Source organism: Planktothricoides raciborskii GIHE-MW2, from assembly GCF_040564635.1.
In the GTDB taxonomy this organism is placed as follows: Bacteria; Cyanobacteriota; Cyanobacteriia; order Cyanobacteriales; family Laspinemataceae; genus Planktothricoides; species Planktothricoides raciborskii.
In genome coordinates this window covers 1,437,013-1,457,411 of record NZ_CP159837.1, presented here as the reverse complement: position 1 = coordinate 1,457,411, position 20,399 = coordinate 1,437,013, and the positions used below count along the sequence as shown (strand labels likewise).

Below are 20,399 nucleotides of genomic sequence, written 5' to 3'. Positions count from 1 at the left end.
ACAGCAGTCAGTCAATCATTGAAGAACGAATCTAAAGCCACTGCGGTTCCCCGCCTTCCCGGGGACAGGTTTGGGGTCTCCCCAGGTAGAGAAGCCAGTGCGGTGAGCCAGTGTGGTCTTGGGGGTTTCCCCCATGAACAACTGGCGAACCATGAACGGGTCTTGGGGTCTCCCCAAGTAGAGCAAGTGGCGCCAAGTGGCGTCAAGTGGCGTCAACTGGCGTCAACTGGCGTCAACTGGCGTCAACTGGCGTCAACTGGCGCCAAGTGGCGTATGAATCTGGGGAGACATCTGGGATCGAACATTCAGCAGAAGAATAAGCTGGAACCCCATTAGTCCATAACCCTGTACCGCCATCCGGGTTTAGGGTTTCGGCTTCATATAAACAATTGCTTGTCGCCAAACAATGGTTTTTTGATCGTAGTGATCCAGAATGCAGATGCACTCCATATCTTGCCAAAAAATCTTGCCCACCAAGAGATCGTCCGTCACCAATTTGAGTTCTACCTCTTTTTTATCGGTGATTAACGATTGGATTTGGCGAATGCTAGGGAGACTGGTATCAAAGTCAGGCATAATCAAATTGATCCAATGAATGTGTACTATTTGCGATCGATTGTGGTGTATTCAGGGTGGTTAACCCTCCTTGATTCCCTGTTTAAACTAGCCATTGACATGGCAATCAGCAATATTGTGAATAAACAAGGCTATGACTATTGAGTTTACTAAATACCACGGGTTAGGAAATGACTTCATTTTGATTGATAATCGCCAATCAAGTGAACCCATTTTGACGGACGTTCAAGCGGTACAACTGTGCGATCGCCATTTTGGGATTGGGGCTGATGGGGTAATTTTTGCACTACCGGCCACATCCCCAGATGCCGACTACAAAATGCGGATTTTCAACTCCGATGGTTCGGAACCGGAAATGTGCGGCAATGGCATCCGCTGTTTAGCTCGGTTTTTGGCGGATTTACAAGCCCCAAGCCGTACCCCACAGACCTATCATATTGAAACTCTGGCCGGGATGATTACCCCGCAAATCCAAGCCGATGGCCAAGTCACCGTTGACATGGGAGTTCCCCGGTTAACCGCCGCAGAAATTCCCACCACCTTGATGGAAGAAGACTGTCGGGTGATCATTCAACCCTTGGAAGTCGCCGGTCAAACTTGGAAGGTGACTTGCGTCAACATGGGCAATCCTCACTGTATTACCTTTGTGAATAATGTAGCGGAAATTGCCCTAGAAAGCATCGGCCCACAATTTGAGCATCACCCCATCTTTCCCCAGCGCACCAACGTCGAGTTTGTTCAAGTGGTCGCACCTGATTACCTGAAAATGCGCGTCTGGGAACGGGGGGCGGGAATTACTCTCGCCTGTGGGACTGGGGCTTGTGCCGCCCTGGTGGCCGGATTCATTATAGGTCGGTGTGAGAGAAAGGCGACCATTGAATTGCCCGGTGGCTCATTAGTCATTGAATGGTCAGAATCTAACGAAAGAATTTACATGACCGGGCCAGCACAAAGGGTGTTTACTGGCAAACTCTCTTAACCAGAGCTAGTTACACCAAATTACATAATCATGTTAAGTGTTGAAGATGCTGACCCACCGATCATTATCTTTAATGATGATTGATGGGCTGGCACCATGAAATCAATCAGGTAATCCCAATTAAACTAATCAACAAGAGGAAATTTTCATGGGTGGAGGCATTTATCTGATCGACGACGACGATCGCCTAGTGGAAATGACAGAAAAAGCTTATGACTCGGAAGATCAACTTCAAGAATTATTGGAAAAATATCCCAATATTTTAGCTGGAGATCAAATCGATCGGGCGACTCCGAGACGCTGGTTATCGATTAATCGGGAATCAGCCATTGCCCCAGAAGAAGATGGGGTAGATCGGTGGAACTTGGATCATTTATTTATCGATCAAGACGGCATTCCCACACTGGTTGAAGTGAAGCGCAGTCGCGATGCAGAAATGCGGCAAAAAATGCTGGGTCAAATGATTGACTATGCGGCCAATGCTTTAATTTACTGGCCTTTTGAGTCCATTGTGACCCAGTTTGAAGTCAACTGCCGCGAAGTCGGTCGAGATCCAGAACAAGTCTTTGAAGAGTTTCTCGGTGAAGATGCCAACGAAGAAGGGTTTTGGAGTCAGGTAAAAACCAATCTCCAAGCGGGCAAATTTCGCTTAGTTTTTGTTGCCGATGAAATTCCTGGGGAACTGCGACGAGTGGTAGAATTCCTGAACGAACAAATGGATCCTACGGAAGTTTTGGGGTTGGAAATTAAGCAGTATCTCAGCGAAGATGGCCAGAGAACGTTAGTCCCCCGATTAATTGGTCAAACTGCCGGTGCCCAACAGAAAAAATCCAGTACCACGCGGGAAAGAAGACAGTGGGATGAGAGTTCTTTCTTTAAAGAATTTAAGGCAAGACAAGGCCGAGAAGAGGCGGAATTAGCCAAAAAACTTTATGATTGGATTCGCCAAAAACCCGAAGTGGAAATTCACTGGGGACGCGGTGGTGCTTATGGCGGATTTGCCGCCAAATTTGCCCCAAAAGGGCGAAAATCTACCCCCTTATTTACGGTGGGAATTTCGGGAGAATTTTTAATTTCTTCTAGCAGTTATGCCGCTCAAACCCCGTTTGACGAGCCGGAAACCTGGTTAGAGTTGCGATCGCGCATGAGTGCGATCGGTTTAGCCCTGCCCATGAATGCCACCGAAACCCGCTTACCCAATTTTCGCTTGTCTACGTTGCAAGATGAAACAGCTTTACAGCGGATTTATGAAACCTTTGAATGGGTGATTCAGGAAATTAAATCTGCCTAATTCTGCATCATTATTTAAGTAAGAGAAAAGCCGAATGACTTGCTTTTAATTTGGCGTCAGGGTTGCTTCAATGGACTTGATTATATCTATAAAATTATTGAATCAAAATTGTCATGCTTTTCTTTTACTTGAATAATTTTCGCTTAATCGTTGGAAAAAATATCTCTCAATTACCTGCGCGATCGCTAAATTATAGACATACAAAAAAATTAATAATTTATAGAAGACTTATAGAATAATTAGGGTGAGCATTCACCACAAAAAATAAAAACCCTTTAAAAGGTTCCTTTGTCTAATTTTTATAATTGATAATTTCTTATTCATCAACCCATTGATTAAACTTGTGATACAATATAATTAAACCATAGATACGAATTTCAGACAAATGAAATAACAAATCACCAAATACCAACAAAATACTAAGAACATCAGTCAACCCCTAAGCGGAGGTCAATATGCTGGCAGAAACTCTCCCAAAATTAATCACATTGGAAGAATTTTTTGAACAATATCCAGACGGATACGGTCGTTATGAATTACGCAATGGAGAAATTTTTGAAATGCAGCCTACAGGAACCCATGAACAAGTTGCCGGTTTTCTCGCACTGAAGCTAGGCGTACAAATCGATCGCCTAGAACTGCCTTATATCATTCCTCGACAGGCGATCGTGAAACCCGTAGACACAGATAAATCCGGGTATAATCCCGATGTGATCGTCCTAGATCAAACCGCTTTAGCCGATGAAAACCTCTGGAAAAAACGCTCCACCATTACTCAGGGGAAAACCATCAAACTGATTATAGAAGTAGTCAGTACCAATTGGCGGGATGATTATGGATATAAATTAATTGATTATGAAGCCCTAGAAATACCCGAATATTGGATTGTGGATTATTTAGCATTAGGGGGCAAACGATATATTGGCGACCCCAAACAGCCTACTTTGTCCGTGTATCAATTAATCGATGGGGAATATCAAGTCCAACAATTTCGCGGGGAACAGCCGATTATTTCCGCCGCATTTCCTGAATTAAAGTTAACCGCTCAAGAAATTTTTGCCGTAGCCGATTAAATAATAAAAAATCTCACCGTAAATCTCACCGTAAAAAATGATTAGGGGGGCAATTGCCCCCCTACGAATTTGCTTATTCGAGTTCCTGAATCACCGCTTGAATGCCATTGCGATTGAGAGTATCAACTATTTGATTAGCATTTTCGGCACTGTTAAACACACCAACCTGCATCACAGTTCGACCATTCAAGATGGTACGAAATGCTTCAGGAACCACCGATCGCACCCGGTTTTGTTCTCTGGCAGTGGGCGCATCAACAGTCACCCGATACCGTAAACCTAATATTTGAATGCGATTTGCTGGAACTGGTGGACCTTCACCAGGGGGATTCACGTTAGACGCCACAGGTTGTGACGCCGATCCAGCATTGCCAATCGGCGCGTTGCCATTGGGCACCGGCAATAACACGGGCAAACTGTCACCCCGATTTCCCGGACTGGGAATAGAACCGGAAGGGGCTGGAGGTACATTACTGGTTCTCGGAGGCGGCACCGGAATATTAATCGGTTGCTCAGAAGTGGGGACAGGAATCGGGGTTTGTGTCGATGGGGCGGAAGATCCTGTGGGTCGAGGATTTTGTCCCGGTGTTTGAGTGGGACGCGGAAATGAATCGGCGCCGGAAGTTTGACCAGAGGTGGGCCGATTGGGCAATGGGGCCGGGGTCGGTCGCGTTGGGGTCGGTCGAGTTTGGGTTGGTCGAGGAGTTTGCGCCACTGGTCTTGGAGAATTGGCGGGATTGACCACCCCCGCGAGATCGATCCGTCCGGCTGTCCGATTCCCGGTCATCTCATTGCCAAAAGCAGAAATAATTTCTTTAGCCGCTTCCCCATTAATGTCATATTGGCGATTATTGCGGAAAATATTTCCCCCCGGTTGCCCGGAAGAACCCAGGTCAGGTAAGGCATTAGAAATGGCCACAATGCCATCCCGTTCATTGCCTTCAATGATGTTATTCCGCAACACAGGTCGAGCGGATCCTTGGACGACCAAGCCATCTTTGTTAAACCGGATGCGATTGCCCACCAATACGGGCGCGGCTTGTTCAACTACGTTAATGCCGAATCCGGTTCTTTCAAAGGAGTTTTCCCGGACTTCTGGTTTGGCGGTGCCGTGGATGGTCATCCCGTTGGCGCCATTTTGGACGAAGTTATTCTCACGAATCACGGGGGCAGCGTTACCGGCGACAAATATTCCGTCTTGGGTGTTGCCGGTAAAAGTGTTGTTGGTGATGGTGGGACTGGTGGATTCAATCCAGAGGCCATAACCCCGCCGATTCGGATTGGTGATGGTGACTCCCGTTAGGGTGGCTTTTTCTGCGGCGATCGCGGTGACATTTTGCGCGGCGACGGTCCGACTAATGTAGGAGCCACCCCCCTGGATGACTACGCCGTTGCCGTTGCGTTCTGGGAGTCCCGATAGGGTGACGTTTCGCTTGAGTTCTAAGGGAAATGTTTCCCCGGTTTCGGCACTGTAGGTGCCTGGGGCTAAAATAATGGTGGTGTTGGCTTGGGCTACCCGCAGGGCATGGGTAATGGTTTTATAGGGTGACTGAAGGCTTCCCTGGCCTTCGCGATCGCTTCCCCGATCAGGATTGACATATAACTGGTTGGCGGTTGACGGCGCTTGAGCCAGTATATTGGACATGGCTTCTGGTGCGTTTGGGGTTTGAGCCATAGTTGGCTCAGGGGATAAAGCGAAGCAAACACCAGTTGCCAGTAATAGATGGCCGATTCCCTTCGCGATCGCACCGGGAATCCCATAGTGGTAGCGAGTCGCACCACATATCAACGTCTCAGTCAGTCGCGTTGACTTTTTAGTTTTGTTTACTGAACTCACAATTTTACCGATACTTTTTTGCTAACATTTGCTAACAAACACATAAGTTGAGATACTCTCTCAACCAAGGCGTATCAACCAATGCACGAAGAAAGATCCCTCGCGCACCATTTAAATCCCTGTCCATCTTTAATTGGGTGGAATTCGATTTAATCGTTTTTGCCCCACCCAAATTATTGATAATTTCACCAGTCCATGACACCGTTTTAGAAGTGTAGGCTTCGTTGCAATCAATCACAACTTTATTGTTTTCCCAAGCCTTCCATTTCAGAAATTGCTTAAACTCATAATGACTTAGAGTTAGCATAAGCCTGACAGATTTGTTTCTAAGTTTACGTCTTGACTTAGAAACCATCTGTGATGTTTCAAATGTTGGGAGGAAAATCACATCAAAGTTTTCTACTAAAAATCTAGCTGTCTTATAATGCAATTCCTTGACTAAGTTCTTGATTTTACAACGAAGTCTACTCCCGGCTTTTTTGATATTTCTTCTCTGTTTACATTTGGCTTTTGATAGTCGAGACACTAATTTGTCTAATTTGAAACACAATTTCTGAATGTGTAAGTTAGAATCTTTGCCTAGCCAACCAAAAGATGTTTCCGAAAAAAATGTCATAAACGTGCGGACACCAGGATCTAAGGCAACAACTCTCCCTTGATTCTCGGAATTTAGTTGTTGCACTTCTGTCGAGATAGTCAAGTAATACTCACCGTAAGTTAGTGTTAATCGACCATCGCTGAAGTCTTTTGGCAGTGCCTCCTTGAATAAACATCTGCCCAGAATTGTATAGTAGATTCCACAATCTTTTATTGCCGACTTAGGCACAAAGATTGATTGCTTTGTATCCTTACGGCTGCGAAACCGACATTTCCTAATTTTTCCATCCTTACAATACCCCCTTTTCGCGGCTTTAACGGCTAAACAAGCATCTTTGATGGCGATTGATTTAATTTGATAAGGAACAGGTTTAGCCCATTCAGGTAATCCATTCAATATTCCTGTTTTAATCGCCATCCAGTTAGCTTTTGTATCGGGCTGCTGCAAATATTTAATGGTTTCGTTGTAGACAAATCTACTAACTCCGAACCATTGTTTAAGCAATTTTTTTTGTTCTGGGTTTAGATAGATTCGGAGCTTCCTTGATTTTCTTACTGTAGCTTCTGAATCCGTGTATCCGACAAGAAAAGACGTGAGGGATGGAGAGAATATCGGCTTTGAGTTCGGCTTCTGGACATTGTACAGAGTTTTCTTAAACCACGATGCCTCCACCGTTTTGTTGTGCCATAAACTCGAATAATTCAAATCCTTTTCAGCACAATCTGTCACGACAGGCAACAATAACTGTGAGCTAATCGCCTCGCATAAGTCTGACCAGTAACCAAAGCAACCCTTTGCGTTTGAAATTAAGCCCCGATCTAAAGCCGATATCTCGGATAATTTCTGCGTCTGCATAGATTGATTACATATAGGCAACTTGTCTGTCGAGGTGAGATCGTTGTTTTGTTGAACTAACTCGGCAGTAGCAAGCCGTGGTAGCTCCAACTGTATCCCGCACCGATGATTCGACATCATAGAGTCTTTGGTAGGCGGTGTTTTTGATGTTTTTGATCTTCTTTTCATCAGCGTATTTTCGCTCCAGTGTTGGGATGTACACCCAGAAATTCGACCGCTTTCCTGAGTGGTATGTATGCCATCTCTTAAACTTTAGCATACATGAGCATCTGTTAACAAAACTGACACTGTTGAATAACCTCCTCCGATAAGTCTGAAACACCGATCCCCCAGCACGATCCTGATTTATTTGAGTCAAAACCAAAAAAACCTTGAAAAATATGATATACTGCCGCACCCAATAATGATTCAAAATCACCAACCAAGATTCATCCTTTTGATATTTTAATGAGTTTTTTTTACAAAGCTTTACAATCTGGTGAATTGGTGCTAAAACATTGCATTTTTTTTTAGCGCAATAATCGTTTGACCAGAGAAAATAATTAAAGCATCTCAAACAGGGGCGATCGCTCGGCCTACAGAGATTGTATCGCCCACTGATGTAGGCATTGATGTAAGCATTGATGTAGGCATTGATGTAGGCTTTGACGAGAGTGTAAACACTGACTTAAAAGAATCACAAAATCATGGGGGGGTTCCGATGGTTAATCAAACCAGTCAACTTGATAGATCGCCAAATGTCAGTCCGTTAATGGCGCAATCAGCACTCTGTAGAATTTTAGATGCGAACTTGGATCGAGCCCGTGAAGGCTTGAGAATCATTGAGGAATGGTGTCGCTTTGGGGTGAACCATGTTCAGATGGCTAGTGAGTGCAAGCACTTACGTCAGGAACTTGGCAAATGGCATAGCGCCGATATCCGTGCGGCCAGAAATACCCTAGAAGATCCAGGCACTACTTTGAGTCACCCAGGGGAGGAACAGCGCCAGGGAATTGAGCAACTGTTACAGGTGAACTTTGGTCGAGTTCAAGAAGCCCTCAGAGTGCTGGAAGAATACGGTAAGCTGTATCACCCAGAGATGGGCGGGACTTTTAAGCAAATGCGTTATCGGGTTTATACCCTGGAAACTAATTTGCTGGCGTATCGGCGCTATCTCAAGTTAGTGCGATCGCACCTTTATTTAGTCACTTCCCCAACAGAAAAGATATTTTCTATTGTGGAAGCCGCTTTACTCGGTGGACTAACTTTAGTGCAGTATCGTGATAAGTATTCACCCGATAGCGATCGGATCCGGATCGCTAAAAAACTGCGGGAGATTTGCCATGATTATGGTGCGTTATTTTTGATCAATGACCGAGTGGATATTGCCGTAGCTGTGGATGCGGACGGGGTTCATTTGGGTCAAGACGATTTACCGATCGCCGTAGCCCGACAATTGTTAGGCCCTGGTCGCATTGTGGGTCGTTCCACGACTAACCCAGACGAAATGGAACGGGCGATCGCGGAAGGGGCTGATTATATTGGTGTTGGCCCGGTGTATGAAACTCCCACCAAAGTGGGGAAAACCGCAGCGGGTCTGGAATATGTCCGCTACGCCGCTGAGAATGCCACAATTCCTTGGTTTGCTATTGGCGGCATTGACATGAATAACCTGAATGATGTGCTTGATGCCGGTGCAGAACGGGTCGCCGTGGTGCGAGCCCTTATGGAAGCCGAACAACCTACGTTATTGAGTCAATATTTTATTTCTCAATTGACCCGCATTCAAAACCTAAGAGATCGCGAAAACAAGATTCAACCTTATATCTAGTGCCATGTCTAGTCCAATGATGCCCATTTCTCTGCAAGTGAATGGTGAAGCGAAAACTTGTCCGCCCCATACCTCCCTGCCCGCATTCCTGGAACAACTTGGGTTAAATCCCCGGTTGGTGGCAGTGGAGTATAACGGCGAAATTTTACACCGACAATTTTGGGAGACGACCGAAATGCAAACAGGCGATCGCCTGGAAATTGTCACCATTGTCGGCGGTGGTTAAACCGATATAGGTTCGGATATCTGGTCAATGATTGACCGGAGAACCCCCGCAGTATCTTGCCGAATCGACTACCCTGCCTACTGTCACAAGCGATACATTAGATCAATGACCGTTGACTTCTTAGTCCTTAGTTGTTGGTTGTTGGTTGTTGGTTGTTAGTTATGACTGATGACTGATGACTGATGACTGATGACTAAGAACCGTCAACGAATAACAATGAGTTGGTTTATGTATCAAAAATCAAACATCAAATCCTTTTTCAAATCCTGCTTGGCGATCGCCCTGGTCATTGCCCTGGTATTTGGCAATGCCCAAAGCGCTTTGGCGGCAAGGACTGGTGGCAGAATTGGCGGCGGTTCTTTCCGCGCCCCCACTCGCACTTATGCCCCACCCACCCGCGCTTATCCCGGGGGTGGATATGGCGGGGGGATTGGTTTTCCCTTTATTTTTCCCTTCTTTGGGTTCGGTGGCGGGGGTTTGTTTACCCTGTTAATTGTCTTTGCCGTAGCCAACTTTTTAATCCGCAGTTTTAATAATGGCGGGGAAGAAGCGATCGAAGAATATAACAGTAATCCCACTGTATCCATTGCCCAAGTACAAGTTGGACTGTTAGCCGGAGCTCGTAGTTTACAAACGGAACTCAACCAAATTGCCGAAAGTGCCGATACAGGTTCCGAGGCTGGTCGGGCTGAAGTCCTCCAAGAAGTCAGCCTCGCTTTATTACGTCATCCCGAATATTGGGTTTATGGCGCTACTACCACAGAACAAACTAAGTTAAATGCGGCAGAAGCTAAGTTTAATCAGTTGTCCCTGACGGAACGTTCTAAAGTTGAACGGGAAACCCTTTCTAATGTGAATAATCAACTCCGAGAAGCGGAGCGTCAAGCGGCTTTACCGGGGGAAGAAAATCATGGGGCTGCCGCCGATCCAGGGGAATATATTGTCGTCACCATTCTGTTAGCAACCGAAGGAAAATTACAACTACCCAAGATTAACGATAGTGGCGATTTGCGTCAAGCTTTGGGTCAGTTTGGGGGATTAGCGAGCGATCGCCTATTAGCCATAGAAATTCTCTGGGCACCTCAAGCCAGTGGCGATACCCTGACCACCGATGATATTTTGGCTCAATATCCCAATTTGAAATTAGTTTAAATTAGTTTAAAATTGGGCTAAGGGCTAATTTTTCTCGTGATTAGGAAAAACGTAGAAAAATGTAGAACAAATTAGGGTGGGCTTCGGCTCACCTTTTTTTTCGCTCAATGCCGCAATGGCGATCGCATTATCAGCACAAGTCCCCGCTTGGCTGACTAAAGACTATTTAGCGGACAAAGCTAAACGGGGTTCGTGGGAGAAATTTCAACAAGTTTTAACCAAGGTTCCTGATGTAGAACCTGAAGATTACGATCTACTTTAAGGTAGGCGATCGCACCTTCTTTAATTCTCTCCAAATAAGATCCGATTCCCCCTTTTTTAAGGGAGGTTAGGGGGAATATCCTGCTTGTGTTTTGCCTCTCCAGGGATATGTTTGGGTAATAAACAAAAGGTTGCGGAAACCGGGTTTCTTTGTTGCATCCCAAAGTTAACTCCTGATATCCACAGCTTTGGTCCCGGTTTCTCTACCCCCAGGGATAACCCCATAAGGATAATATTTCGGGGGCGATCGCGCGATAACTTCTTTGAATGCTACATCAATTTCTGATAGTTTATGGCACCGTTCTAGGGGCTTATTTATGGAACGGTTTGAGCGATCGCTTCCCAATATTCCGCTGATGTATGGGCGAAAAATTCGGACAAAGGATTTAGGCATAAAGACCGATAATTTACCATCCCAATGCTTACTTATTAATTGATACAACGGTTTATTTATATAATTTAATTGTCTTAATATGCTAACAAAATTTAGATATGGCTGATTTTCTATGATAAACTTATTGCGTTTTTTCACAGGCGAATATGAAAGCCATATTCTTGGGCAGCGATCGCTTTTGAGTCTCCAGATTTTTGCTGGGGTTTTTTGGCGAGGTTTTGACCGTAAAACTGAAGGATAATAATAGGTATGCTCATCTAAGCTGAAAACAGCGATCGCCTGTTTTTTCTCCTTTATTTCTGATGTTTCTGATGTATATTTTGCTTGATTTTTCCTGGCTTTTTCCCATCGGCGAACCATTCGGAGTGAAAATTGTCGGTTTTTAGCTATCTTATTAGTATGAGGGCGAAGCATTCGGGGCGAAAATTGTTGGGTTTTGCCCATAGATTCTTGCCCGAATGCTTCGCCCCTACGATTTACTATTAAATTGGGATTTAGCAGATTTTTCACCGCAGTTAATAGATTGGTTTCAGTGGCAGGTAAGGAATAAACTAAAACCGTATAGGGTGATTTTTCGACAACGGCAATCAGATTTTCAATAAATATCAGAATTTCTGGGATAAATGGATCGTCAATTCCCAAAATTGCGATCGCATTTTGCACATAATCGAGAAAATCCTCAACCAATAGCAAAGTGGGACGAACGCCCAGCAATTGCCGCAACAAATATTGACTAGGGGCAACCCGTTGTTCATCGTGAATTTTCACCAAAGAATAAGCAAAACTTCCCCCTAGTTGCCATGCTAAATAACCCCAGGGGGTAAAAATCCGCAAACCGGGTTTAATTTCCATCCCGGATTTAATCTCTAAGTCAAAATTAGTTAAACCCGCAACCTGGACTAACTTAGGATTGGGCAGAGTCAAAAATTGGGTAACTTGTCGAAGTTCTGGGCGATATTTCACCAGATGATATAAAGCAAGAAAGGTCTGAGAAATATCCCCCGATCTTTCTAGGGAAAAAATCCGCTGCCCCTCCCCACATAAACCACCGAGTACCCCTTTAAATAACTGCTTCAGTTCAGCGGTCAAATAAGTAGCATTAAAAAAATGATGCGGATCGCGATAAAATTGCGGACAAGTCGGGTCTTGTCTCACCACCGCCGCAAATGAGGAAAGATGCGTATCGCGATGCCGCGCAGCGGATCCCTTGCGGGAATCGCGATTTTTAGCCGCGATATCTGGATCTGGTTTAACCGGCTGCCAAAATTTCAGTTGGTAGGCATTCATGGGAAGGGCAATTGTCAAGATAGAATAACTCGATTATCCGCTAGATAAAACTTACCCAAACTTACTCATCAAGTCTGAAAGCTTGATTTTTACTACGTTTGAGTTGGTTTTACTTCCTGCTTCTACCAACGGAGTCGGCTCCAAATTGTCCACAGGCGTAGATTTGGCCGTAGCTCGACCTATTTTTTCGAGATTTCTTGCGGCATTTAAGTCTCGGTCTATTTTTAAATGACAATGCTCACAGTAAAATACTCTTTCTGACAACGGTAATGAGTCTTTAATTGCCCCACAGTTTGAACAGGTTTTACTAGAAGGATAAAACCTGTCAACAATTATGAGTTGTGACCCATAAAGTTCACTCTTATATTCCATCTGTCGCCGCAACTCATAAAACCCCATATCGGCGATTGATTTCGCCAATTTATGATTCGCTAACATCCCTGATACATTTAGGTCTTCTATCACATTAATTGCGTGGTTCTTGCATAATTGTGATGTCAACTTATGTAACGTATCTTTTCTGAGATTAGCGATTTTTCTATGAAGTCTCTGGACTTTTACTTGAGCTTTATATCGATTGGCTGACCCCGATACTTTTCGACTAACTTTTCTTTGGAGTAGTGCCAGTTTCTTAGACTGGTTTCTATATGATGCATCTCCTTTTATGCTGGCTCCGGTTGATAGGGTAGCCAGGGCTTTGATCCCCAAATCTATCCCAACCACATCGACTATTTTATCTGTGGGGGCAACGGGAACATCTAGAGAAAAGAGGAAAGAGGTGAACCATGAAAGAGGTGAACCATGAAAGAGTAAAGAGTAAAGAGGTGAACCATGAAAAATATTCTCTCTCCTCTCTCCTCTCTTCTCTCTCCTTCATTTTTGGGGTCGGGAACGACCGGCAGCTTTTCATAAGTTTTTAGACAGCCGATAACTGGTACTTTCAGTTTATTTGATGATAAGATTTTAATTGTCCCATCCAAGGTAAAGCTGTCCTGTCTGCCTTTTTTCTTAAATTTTGGTCGAGCTTTCTTTTTTTTAAAGCAATCTTGCCACCCTTGGGCAAGATGTCGTAAAGCGTACTGAGGAGCACATTTGGAAACTTCATAGTACCAGGGACTTTCTGGTTTTACCAGCTTATTTAACCATTTATGTAAGTCAATGGCTGTAGGAAATTTGATTTTTTCTTCGGGGCTACAATGAGTATTATGAGATAAAATCCCTAAACACAAACCATGACCCCAATTGTAGGCATGACGTGCGACTCCTGCATGGCGAGCAAGTTGTTGCCGTTGGGTTTGATTCAATTTAAGTTGTGTTTTAAACCCTAATAACATGGAGTCATAATTCCGACGCGCTGAACCAGATCCAATCTTACCACAACTAATGACCACATTGACCATTCAGTTTCTAAAAATCTTGCTCGATGCTCTGGAAATTTCTGACGATTTGAGTAAGTTTGGGTAAGATTGGGTAAGTTTTCCGCTTCTGTCGTTAACCCCTGTTGATGGGCTAGATATGTCCGGTGGGCAAAATTGCGGGGGAGCAGAGGAGCGGGGGGAAAAAATTAACAATTGACAATTAACAATTGATAATTATTAATTATCAATTATCCTCTGCTCCTCTGCTCTTCTGCTCCTCTGCTCCTCTCTTCCCACACTTCCCTCTCTTCCCTCTCTTCCCTCTCTTCCCTCTCTTCCCTCTCTTCCCGATGGCGGCCGATGGCGGCCCCACACCCCACACCCTACACCCTACACCGATGGCGGCCCCACACCCTACACCGGCAACGCAACCATCAGCGCCACCAAGACTCAGCATCAAAATTAAGAATCTTTAAATTCTGAAAATATCTGAAAATAAAACAAAAAATTTTTTCTGATTAAGGCATGATTAAAAGAGTAGCCCAAGTTACTGAAAAGAGGTAATCGGAGTGCTATCCCAAAGCCAATCTCCAATCACAACGCAAACCGCGTCCCATTATACCAACATCGGGGTGCCCAGTCGTCAAACTGGCGCTTATGCCCTGATTGATAGCTTAAGACGTCACGGTGTCCAACATATTTTTGGTTATCCCGGTGGCGCAATTTTACCAATTTATGATGAATTATATCGAGCCGAAGCCGCTGGAGGCATCCAACATATCCTAGTCCGGCACGAACAAGGGGCTTCTCACGCAGCGGATGGCTATGCTCGTGCCACCGGGAAAGTGGGGGTTTGTTTTGCCACTTCCGGCCCTGGGGCGACTAATTTAGTCACCGGCATTGCCACAGCCCAAATGGACTCGATCCCAATGGTGATCGTGACGGGTCAGGTGGGTCGTCCGGCTATTGGCACTGATGCTTTCCAAGAAACTGATATATACGGGATTACCCTACCGATTGTCAAGCATTCTTATGTGGTGCGCGACCCCCGGGATATGGCCCGAATTGTGGCGGAGGCTTTCCATGTTGCCAGCAGTGGCAGACCTGGGCCGGTGTTGATTGATGTGCCCAAAGATGTGGGTTTAGAAGAATTTGACTATGTGCCCGTGGAACCGGGTAGCGTTAAGTTGCCTGGGTATCGTCCCACGGTGAAGGGCAACCCCCGGCAAATTAATCAAGCATTGCAACTGATTCGCAAGAGTAAGCAGCCTTTGATGTATGTGGGTGGGGGCGCGATCGCCTCTGGAGCCCATGCGGAAATTCAAGAACTCGCCGAACATTTCCACATCCCGGTCACTACTACTTTAATGGGTTTAGGGGCTTTTGACGAACATCATCCCCTGTCCCTGAATATGCTGGGGATGCACGGGACGGCTTATGCTAACTTTGCCGTCAGCGAATGCGACCTATTAATTGCGATCGGGGCGCGGTTTGATGACCGCGTAACCGGCAAATTGGATGAGTTTGCCTCTCGCGCTAAAGTAATTCATATTGATATTGACCCGGCAGAAGTGGGCAAAAACCGCGCCCCAGAAGTACCCATTGTGGGCGACGTGCGGCAAGTGCTGATTGATTTACTCCGTCGTTGTCGGGAAACCGGCGATCCCGTGGATCCATCCCGGACTAAGGCATGGTTGGATCGGATCGATCGCTGGCGTCAAGATTATCCCTTAGTGGTTCCCCATCCGGAAGACGGCATTTCCCCTCAAGAGGTGGTGGTGGAATTGGGCAAACAAGCGCCCAACGCTTATTACACCACGGACGTGGGTCAGCACCAAATGTGGGCGGCGCAATTCTTGAAATTTGGCCCGCGCAAATGGATTTCCAGTGCTGGTTTGGGGACAATGGGCTATGGTGTACCAGCGGCAATGGGCGCCAAAGTTGCCTTACCGGAAGAGGAAACGATCTGTATTAGTGGGGATGCCAGTTTCCAAATGAATCTTCAGGAGTTGGGCACTCTGAAGCATTACGGCATCAATGTGAAAACCGTCATTTTAAATAATGGCTGGCAAGGAATGGTGCGGCAATGGCAGCAGACCTTCTATGGTGAGCGTTATGTGGCTTCTAATATGGAAGCCGGAATGCCGGATATTCCCCTACTTTGTCAAGCTTATGGGATTAAAGGCGTTGTGGTGAAAACCCGCGAGGAAATGAAGCAGGCGATCGCGGATATGTTAGCCCACAATGGCCCGGTGGTGATTGATGTCCAAGTGACAAAAGATGAAAACTGCTATCCAATGGTTGCCCCTGGTAAGAGTAATGCCCAAATGCTCGGTTTACCAGAAAATAAATCTTTGGAAAAAGCGGCTGAGTTAGTTTATTGCACTAATTGCGGCGCGAAAAACGTTTCGACTAATAATTTCTGCCCCGAATGTGGCGCTAAGATGTAATGAATTAGAAACTTAGAAACCCGGTTTCTTGAAGAAACCGGGTTTCTTCATAGATTCACCACAGAGGCACAGAAAAAGAAACATAAAAAGAAATATAAAAATAAACAGAAAAATAACACTTTGTCAGTACGCCAGTTGCTCTAGCGCCTACGGAGACCCTTCGATAAACTCAGGAGCCAGTCCGGTTCGCCGCCCCCCGTCTTCACGGGGGCAGGCTGCATGGGGACAGACTTGGGGTCTCCGTAGGCGCTAGAGCAACTGGCGTGACAAGCCCCAAGACCGCAGTGGCTTTTGAATCTATTTGAATCTAAGTGTTTTTTTATGAGCTTTTTTATGAGCTTTACTTAGGTGTGGATGAAATTAAAATCATTGACAACGATCGCGCTGAAATTAATACTACTTAAAATGACAATTATATTCGCGATGGTATAGTGACATACAAGCCTTCAGGACATCAAGTGTATCAATCACATCCAGTAACATAAAGAAACGAAGTCAAGCGAAAAAATGGCAACACCATTAAGTCAAGATTCAAGATTTACGAATTAGAGCCTTAAATTTATTAGAACAAGGCTACTCAGTCAGTCAAGTATTCTGGTGTTATCGATTAGCCGTTGGACTATCGATGGAAAAAACAGTGGGAATTAACTGGGTCAACGCAACCGATTAGGGGCGCTTCGGCTGGCGCCCTGCCACCGCCCCACCCCTCAAAAATTACAGACTGGGATAAATTTAAAAAGTTTATCGATGATCCAGGAAGATAAAACCCAAAAATAATTAGCCCGTGGGGAGGAGTCAGTCACCATACAATTAGTAGGGGACTAAAAAAATTGGGATATACGCGGAAAAAAACTTATGGTTATCAAGAAAGAGATGAATTAGAGAGAAAGGCATTTCTGGAAAAAATCGCGAAGAACCAGAACAATTGATTTACATGGATGAAAGCGGAATTGATGCGGAATGAAGGTTATGAATATGGATGGGATGAAAAAGGCTCAAGATATTATAGCAAAAAGCCCGGTAAGCGGTCAGCGGTAGATCATAATTGGGGCTTTATGTCAAAAAGAGTTTTTGGCACCAATGGTACTGAAGATTACATCTCAGGTAATTGAGACAAAGGCTAGAAAAAAGTTATTACCCAATCTCAAAAAAGGTCAAGTCATCCGGCATGGATAATGCCCGGTTTCATCAAGGAAAAAGAATCAGAGAATTAATTGAGAATGCGGGTTGTGAATTATTATTTTTACCAAAGGGAACAGGCAACAGGCAACTACTGCTACAGACAACAGGATGCTAATGAAAGAGGTGAATTATGAAAGAGGAAAACTCTCTCTTCTCTCTTGTCTCTCCCCTCTCCTCCGAACCCCGTTCCCCAATATTCTCCTGACTTAAATCCAATTGAGCATGGGTGGCAAAAAATCAAGAACGCTATCAAAAAAGAGCAACGTCTGCCAGTATGATTTTAATCTCCATAAGGCTGTAGATGCAGTATTTGAGTATTTGTAGCAACGCCAGCGCGAAGCCTGCCCCCATGCAGCCTGCCCCCGTGCAGACGGGGGACGGGGGACGGGGGTGCTATAAGCATAGGATTAATTTGGCTGATTAGGATTTAAATACCGAAAAAACCTGTTTCTCCTATAAACCAAATTTTTAGGTTATATACTGCCTGAACACCGGGGACAAAGTATAAAAATTATCTATTTTTTCAATTAAACAACGTCGCAATAGAGATTGCAGGGCATTCAATAAATCTAACCCTTCTAAGGTGGACTTTTCCAACAAACTTGCCAAATTAACTGCTTCTTTTTCCTTTGCCAGCAAAAATAACGCTTGTTTTTCGATTGTCGATAGGCGATTAAATTGTTGATCTAATATCTCTTTTAAATCTTCCGGCAATAAGATAGTATTATCGGGCAATAAATCGGTGACGGATTCCCCCAACTCCTGAATCTGTAGGGCGATACTTTGTAACCATAAAGGATTGCCCTGATAATGGGAAATTAGGGCGGAATATTTATCGATTTCTGGTAATCCGTAATCTCTCAGGATTTCTTGTGTACCCGCAATATCTAAGCCAGTGAGTTGTAAGGAAAAAATGGCATTTTTTGGCTGAGGGACTTTCGGGAGTGCCACTGCGGGTTCCCAACCGATTAACAATAAGCAACTTTGATGGGATAGTTGTTCGATTTGTTTAAAAAATGAGCGATATTCTTCATAACCGGGTTGATATTTTCCGGCAAATTCACCGCTGCTGAAAAGGTGGTGAAAGTCATCTAAGACCACCAAGCAGCGATATTTTTGTAAATACTTAATCAGCGATAAGCTTTTGCCGTTATTCAGAGGGTAATTGAGAGGGGTATCTAGTTGTTCTGACTGGGAGAAAAACTGAATTAAGTTATCTTGAAATTCAGCAAAAGTCGGGGATGGTTCTAAGCTGTACCATAAAACATACTCAAATTCATCTTTGATTTGGTGAACCAGTTGCACCGCTAAAGTAGTTTTGCCAATGCCGCTGATACCCGTAATTGTCGCCAGGTGACAACGTTGTTGTAAAATCCAGGTTTTCAGGGTTTCCAGTTCGGGAGTGCGATTATAAAAAGCCCCTAACTCTGGCATTTCGCTTAAGTCTTGATGTGGGGTTTGAGAGGGTTTTGAGTTAGATGTTTTGTGATTAACTGACTTTGCGATATCTGGGGAGTGTCTAGTTTCTCCACAAATGTTAAAACTACCAATTGCTACAACATCTTTTTCAAAACTACCGACTGCTCCAACATCTTTTTCAAAACTACCGATAGCTACAACTTCTTTTTCAAAAATACCGATGGCTACAGCTTCTTTTTCAAAAATCGATACATTTGAAGAAATCAGCCTGCCCATTGTCGATTGTAAATTGGATTTACTGACATCTTGACCCAATTCTTCTGAAAGGATTTGCCATAGTTCCGAACCGGCTTTTCTCAGATTACTTTGTGAACAGTCCAGGTTTTTAGCGATTTCTTTGTATGTCTCCCGTTGTAGAGTTCCTCGGAGTATCGCTTCTTGTAAGTCGTCGAGGTGCTGGCCGGTTTTGTCAAAGACTATCTGATCTGCAAGATTTAACATTTCCTTAATATTCATGGGGTTAGGGAGATGCAGTTTTTTTGTATTATAGCTTACATTTTCGCACAGGTTGATACATTTTTCTACATTTTGGCACAAAATTATATACAAATCCGTAAAATATGGAACAATTTTATCACAAAATTACACATTTTTGTGGTGGACACAGATTTAATCCATCAGGAATAATTAGAAAAAATATCGTAGCAAATTATTAAATTTTAACATAAATAATAAAACCATGGAAATCTTAATTATATTGGGTATTTTTTTGGCAATTATTGGCTGGATTTTTTACCTGTTAGTTATTTTACCTATAAAAAGTATTGGTGAGGCAGTAAGTTCAAGTCAAGATAAGAGAAAACGACAGCTATCTCTTCAGTCAATTGATCCTTTTAAAGGGCGAGTTAAAGTCACACTAAATCGATATTATGGCCAAACAGAAGTTGAAGGATATGATGGCAACTGCAAACTTATTTCTGTTAAATGGGAGCGAGATTCATTCTTAGAGAATCTGTTCCGTAAAGAGATAGAACACGCTGAGTGGCGTATGCGTTTTATATCTAAGCTAAACAGCACAGACGCATCTCAGTGGCAGAATATATTGGAGTCATCCTGGAAAGCTATAAGGGTATTAGAAGAAAGAGATCGTGTGGCTGGCACTTTACTATCTAAGCAGCAAACTACAGCCATAATAGGATTTGCCGATCAAGCTTTAGTGAGTCTTTATTACAGATCAACTCATGTCAATAATCAACTTTTGTGTAATGAAATTATGCAAGAGTTAAGCCAAGCAGAGAAAGAGTATGAAGAAGCTGAAGATGACATTCAAAGAAAAAGCATTTCTACAGCAATTAAAACTCATCAGATGAGGCTGAAAAAACAAAAAGGTGTCGAGAAAAATCTGCACTTAGTTGAGAGTGAACTTAAGTCTCTAGAAGCTACTCTTAAGTTAGTGAGAGAGGGAATTCTCTCAGAAATATCTTCTCGTCATTTGCATGACAATCCTAGACTATCAGCTTATGACTCTGCTCTGCTGGAACTGGAACTTCCGATCCTTGATGAAATTTGGCAATCTACAGCTTCAGCTTCATAAAGATGGTTAGCATATTAATTATTCGGCAAACCAGAAACCGGGTTTCTCATGTTTTTA

Annotated in this window: 18 protein-coding genes; 11 read left to right on the top strand and 7 right to left on the bottom strand. The window is 44.1% G+C overall.

All coding sequences use genetic code 11. The annotated features are described in order from the left end of the window. Positions 1-363 precede the first annotated feature (363 nt). The gene (locus ABWT76_RS06165; RefSeq protein WP_054469682.1) at positions 364-576 is read right to left on the bottom strand and encodes a hypothetical protein; all 213 of its coding nucleotides are present in this window, start codon (positions 574-576) and stop codon (positions 364-366) included. Positions 577-591: 15 nt separating this feature from the next. Here ABWT76_RS06165 and ABWT76_RS06160 point away from each other — a divergent pair, with 15 nt between their 5' ends. The 4 genes from ABWT76_RS06160 (at position 592) to ABWT76_RS06145 (ending at position 3,919) form a co-directional block, all read left to right on the top strand. Then, on the top strand, positions 592-720 hold the full coding sequence (locus ABWT76_RS06160; RefSeq protein ID WP_255353265.1) for a hypothetical protein: 129 nt from the start codon (positions 592-594) through the stop codon (positions 718-720). After that, complete coding sequence (dapF, locus tag ABWT76_RS06155) at positions 710-1,555, top strand: diaminopimelate epimerase (RefSeq protein WP_054469683.1); 846 nt, start codon at positions 710-712, stop codon at positions 1,553-1,555. Before ABWT76_RS06160 ends, dapF begins: the two co-directional genes overlap by 11 nt. A 148-nt stretch (positions 1,556-1,703) precedes the next feature. Continuing rightward, positions 1,704-2,846, top strand: coding sequence for a hypothetical protein (locus ABWT76_RS06150; RefSeq protein ID WP_054469684.1), 1,143 nt, complete (start codon positions 1,704-1,706; stop codon positions 2,844-2,846). Between the two features lie 455 nt (positions 2,847-3,301). Then, positions 3,302-3,919 carry a Uma2 family endonuclease gene (locus ABWT76_RS06145; RefSeq protein ID WP_054469685.1) on the top strand — a complete coding sequence of 206 codons (618 nt, stop codon included), beginning with the start codon at positions 3,302-3,304 and terminating at the stop codon, positions 3,917-3,919. A gap of 73 nt (positions 3,920-3,992) precedes the next feature. Here the strand turns inward: ABWT76_RS06145 and ABWT76_RS06140 are convergent, their stop codons facing one another. Together ABWT76_RS06140 and ABWT76_RS06135 are read right to left on the bottom strand one after the other, a co-directional pair. Next, the gene (locus ABWT76_RS06140) at positions 3,993-5,756 is read right to left on the bottom strand and encodes a DUF1565 domain-containing protein (RefSeq protein ID WP_156332049.1); all 1,764 of its coding nucleotides are present in this window, start codon (positions 5,754-5,756) and stop codon (positions 3,993-3,995) included. A 31-nt stretch (positions 5,757-5,787) separates the two neighbouring features. Then, entirely contained in the window at positions 5,788-7,377 is a 1,590-nt protein-coding gene (locus ABWT76_RS06135) for a transposase (protein WP_354635807.1), read from the bottom strand. A 532-nt stretch (positions 7,378-7,909) separates the two neighbouring features. Here ABWT76_RS06135 and ABWT76_RS06130 point away from each other — a divergent pair. From ABWT76_RS06130 to ABWT76_RS06115, 4 genes are all read left to right on the top strand, one after another. Further along, the gene (locus tag ABWT76_RS06130; protein WP_054465924.1) at positions 7,910-9,019 is read left to right on the top strand and encodes a thiamine phosphate synthase; all 1,110 of its coding nucleotides are present in this window, start codon (positions 7,910-7,912) and stop codon (positions 9,017-9,019) included. Between the two features lie 4 nt (positions 9,020-9,023). Continuing rightward, positions 9,024-9,245 (top strand): sulfur carrier protein ThiS, encoded by a 222-nt coding sequence (gene thiS, locus ABWT76_RS06125; protein WP_054465923.1) that lies wholly within the window; start codon positions 9,024-9,026, stop codon positions 9,243-9,245. Between the two features lie 228 nt (positions 9,246-9,473). Beyond that, positions 9,474-10,397 carry a DUF1517 domain-containing protein gene (locus ABWT76_RS06120; protein ID WP_054465938.1) on the top strand — a complete coding sequence of 308 codons (924 nt, stop codon included), beginning with the start codon at positions 9,474-9,476 and terminating at the stop codon, positions 10,395-10,397. 76 nt (positions 10,398-10,473) lie between these two features. Beyond that, complete coding sequence (locus ABWT76_RS06115; RefSeq protein WP_190880804.1) at positions 10,474-10,659, top strand: hypothetical protein; 186 nt, start codon at positions 10,474-10,476, stop codon at positions 10,657-10,659. 165 nt (positions 10,660-10,824) lie between these two features. On the opposite strand, the gene ABWT76_RS06110 is transcribed toward ABWT76_RS06115, so the two are convergent. Genes ABWT76_RS06110 through ABWT76_RS06100 form a run of 3 tightly spaced genes read right to left on the bottom strand, consistent with a single transcriptional unit; the run spans position 10,825 to position 13,739 of the window. After that, positions 10,825-12,357 (bottom strand): DUF499 domain-containing protein, encoded by a 1,533-nt coding sequence (locus ABWT76_RS06110; RefSeq protein ID WP_354635806.1) that lies wholly within the window; start codon positions 12,355-12,357, stop codon positions 10,825-10,827. 33 nt (positions 12,358-12,390) lie between these two features. Next, entirely contained in the window at positions 12,391-13,071 is a 681-nt protein-coding gene (locus ABWT76_RS06105; RefSeq protein ID WP_231636732.1) for a transposase, read from the bottom strand. Between the two features lie 26 nt (positions 13,072-13,097). After that, on the bottom strand, positions 13,098-13,739 hold the full coding sequence (locus tag ABWT76_RS06100; RefSeq protein ID WP_231636731.1) for a helix-turn-helix domain-containing protein: 642 nt from the start codon (positions 13,737-13,739) through the stop codon (positions 13,098-13,100). Between the two features lie 584 nt (positions 13,740-14,323). Between ABWT76_RS06100 and ilvB the strand changes: the two genes are divergently transcribed. Both ilvB and ABWT76_RS06090 read left to right on the top strand, forming a co-directional pair. Beyond that, positions 14,324-16,147 (top strand): biosynthetic-type acetolactate synthase large subunit, encoded by a 1,824-nt coding sequence (gene ilvB / locus ABWT76_RS06095; protein ID WP_313890659.1) that lies wholly within the window; start codon positions 14,324-14,326, stop codon positions 16,145-16,147. Positions 16,148-17,487: 1,340 nt separating this feature from the next. Further along, complete coding sequence (locus tag ABWT76_RS06090) at positions 17,488-17,607, top strand: transposase (RefSeq protein WP_156331663.1); 120 nt, start codon at positions 17,488-17,490, stop codon at positions 17,605-17,607. A 190-nt stretch (positions 17,608-17,797) separates the two neighbouring features. Here the strand turns inward: ABWT76_RS06090 and ABWT76_RS06085 are convergent, their stop codons facing one another. Further along, on the bottom strand, positions 17,798-19,264 hold the full coding sequence (locus tag ABWT76_RS06085) for an ATP-binding protein (RefSeq protein WP_354635805.1): 1,467 nt from the start codon (positions 19,262-19,264) through the stop codon (positions 17,798-17,800). Between the two features lie 223 nt (positions 19,265-19,487). Between ABWT76_RS06085 and ABWT76_RS06080 the strand changes: the two genes are divergently transcribed. Further along, on the top strand, positions 19,488-20,342 hold the full coding sequence (locus ABWT76_RS06080; protein ID WP_354635803.1) for a hypothetical protein: 855 nt from the start codon (positions 19,488-19,490) through the stop codon (positions 20,340-20,342). Positions 20,343-20,399: the final 57 nt, after the last annotated feature.

What these genes read in the sequence shown, in the direction of transcription:
- ABWT76_RS06165 (WP_054469682.1), bottom strand. Translation starts at nt 576, where the DNA reads ATGCCTGACTTTGATACCAGTCTCCCTAGCATTCGCCAAATCCAATCG.
- ABWT76_RS06160 (WP_255353265.1), top strand. Translation starts at nt 592, where the DNA reads ATGAATGTGTACTATTTGCGATCGATTGTGGTGTATTCAGGGTGGTTA.
- dapF (WP_054469683.1), top strand. Translation starts at nt 710, where the DNA reads ATGACTATTGAGTTTACTAAATACCACGGGTTAGGAAATGACTTCATT.
- ABWT76_RS06150 (WP_054469684.1), top strand. Translation starts at nt 1,704, where the DNA reads ATGGGTGGAGGCATTTATCTGATCGACGACGACGATCGCCTAGTGGAA.
- ABWT76_RS06145 (WP_054469685.1), top strand. Translation starts at nt 3,302, where the DNA reads ATGCTGGCAGAAACTCTCCCAAAATTAATCACATTGGAAGAATTTTTT.
- ABWT76_RS06135 (WP_354635807.1), bottom strand. Translation starts at nt 7,377, where the DNA reads ATGAAAAGAAGATCAAAAACATCAAAAACACCGCCTACCAAAGACTCT.
- ABWT76_RS06130 (WP_054465924.1), top strand. Translation starts at nt 7,910, where the DNA reads ATGGTTAATCAAACCAGTCAACTTGATAGATCGCCAAATGTCAGTCCG.
- thiS (WP_054465923.1), top strand. Translation starts at nt 9,024, where the DNA reads ATGTCTAGTCCAATGATGCCCATTTCTCTGCAAGTGAATGGTGAAGCG.
- ABWT76_RS06120 (WP_054465938.1), top strand. Translation starts at nt 9,474, where the DNA reads ATGTATCAAAAATCAAACATCAAATCCTTTTTCAAATCCTGCTTGGCG.
- ABWT76_RS06100 (WP_231636731.1), bottom strand. Translation starts at nt 13,739, where the DNA reads ATGGTCAATGTGGTCATTAGTTGTGGTAAGATTGGATCTGGTTCAGCG.
- ABWT76_RS06085 (WP_354635805.1), bottom strand. Translation starts at nt 19,264, where the DNA reads ATGAATATTAAGGAAATGTTAAATCTTGCAGATCAGATAGTCTTTGAC.
- ABWT76_RS06080 (WP_354635803.1), top strand. Translation starts at nt 19,488, where the DNA reads ATGGAAATCTTAATTATATTGGGTATTTTTTTGGCAATTATTGGCTGG.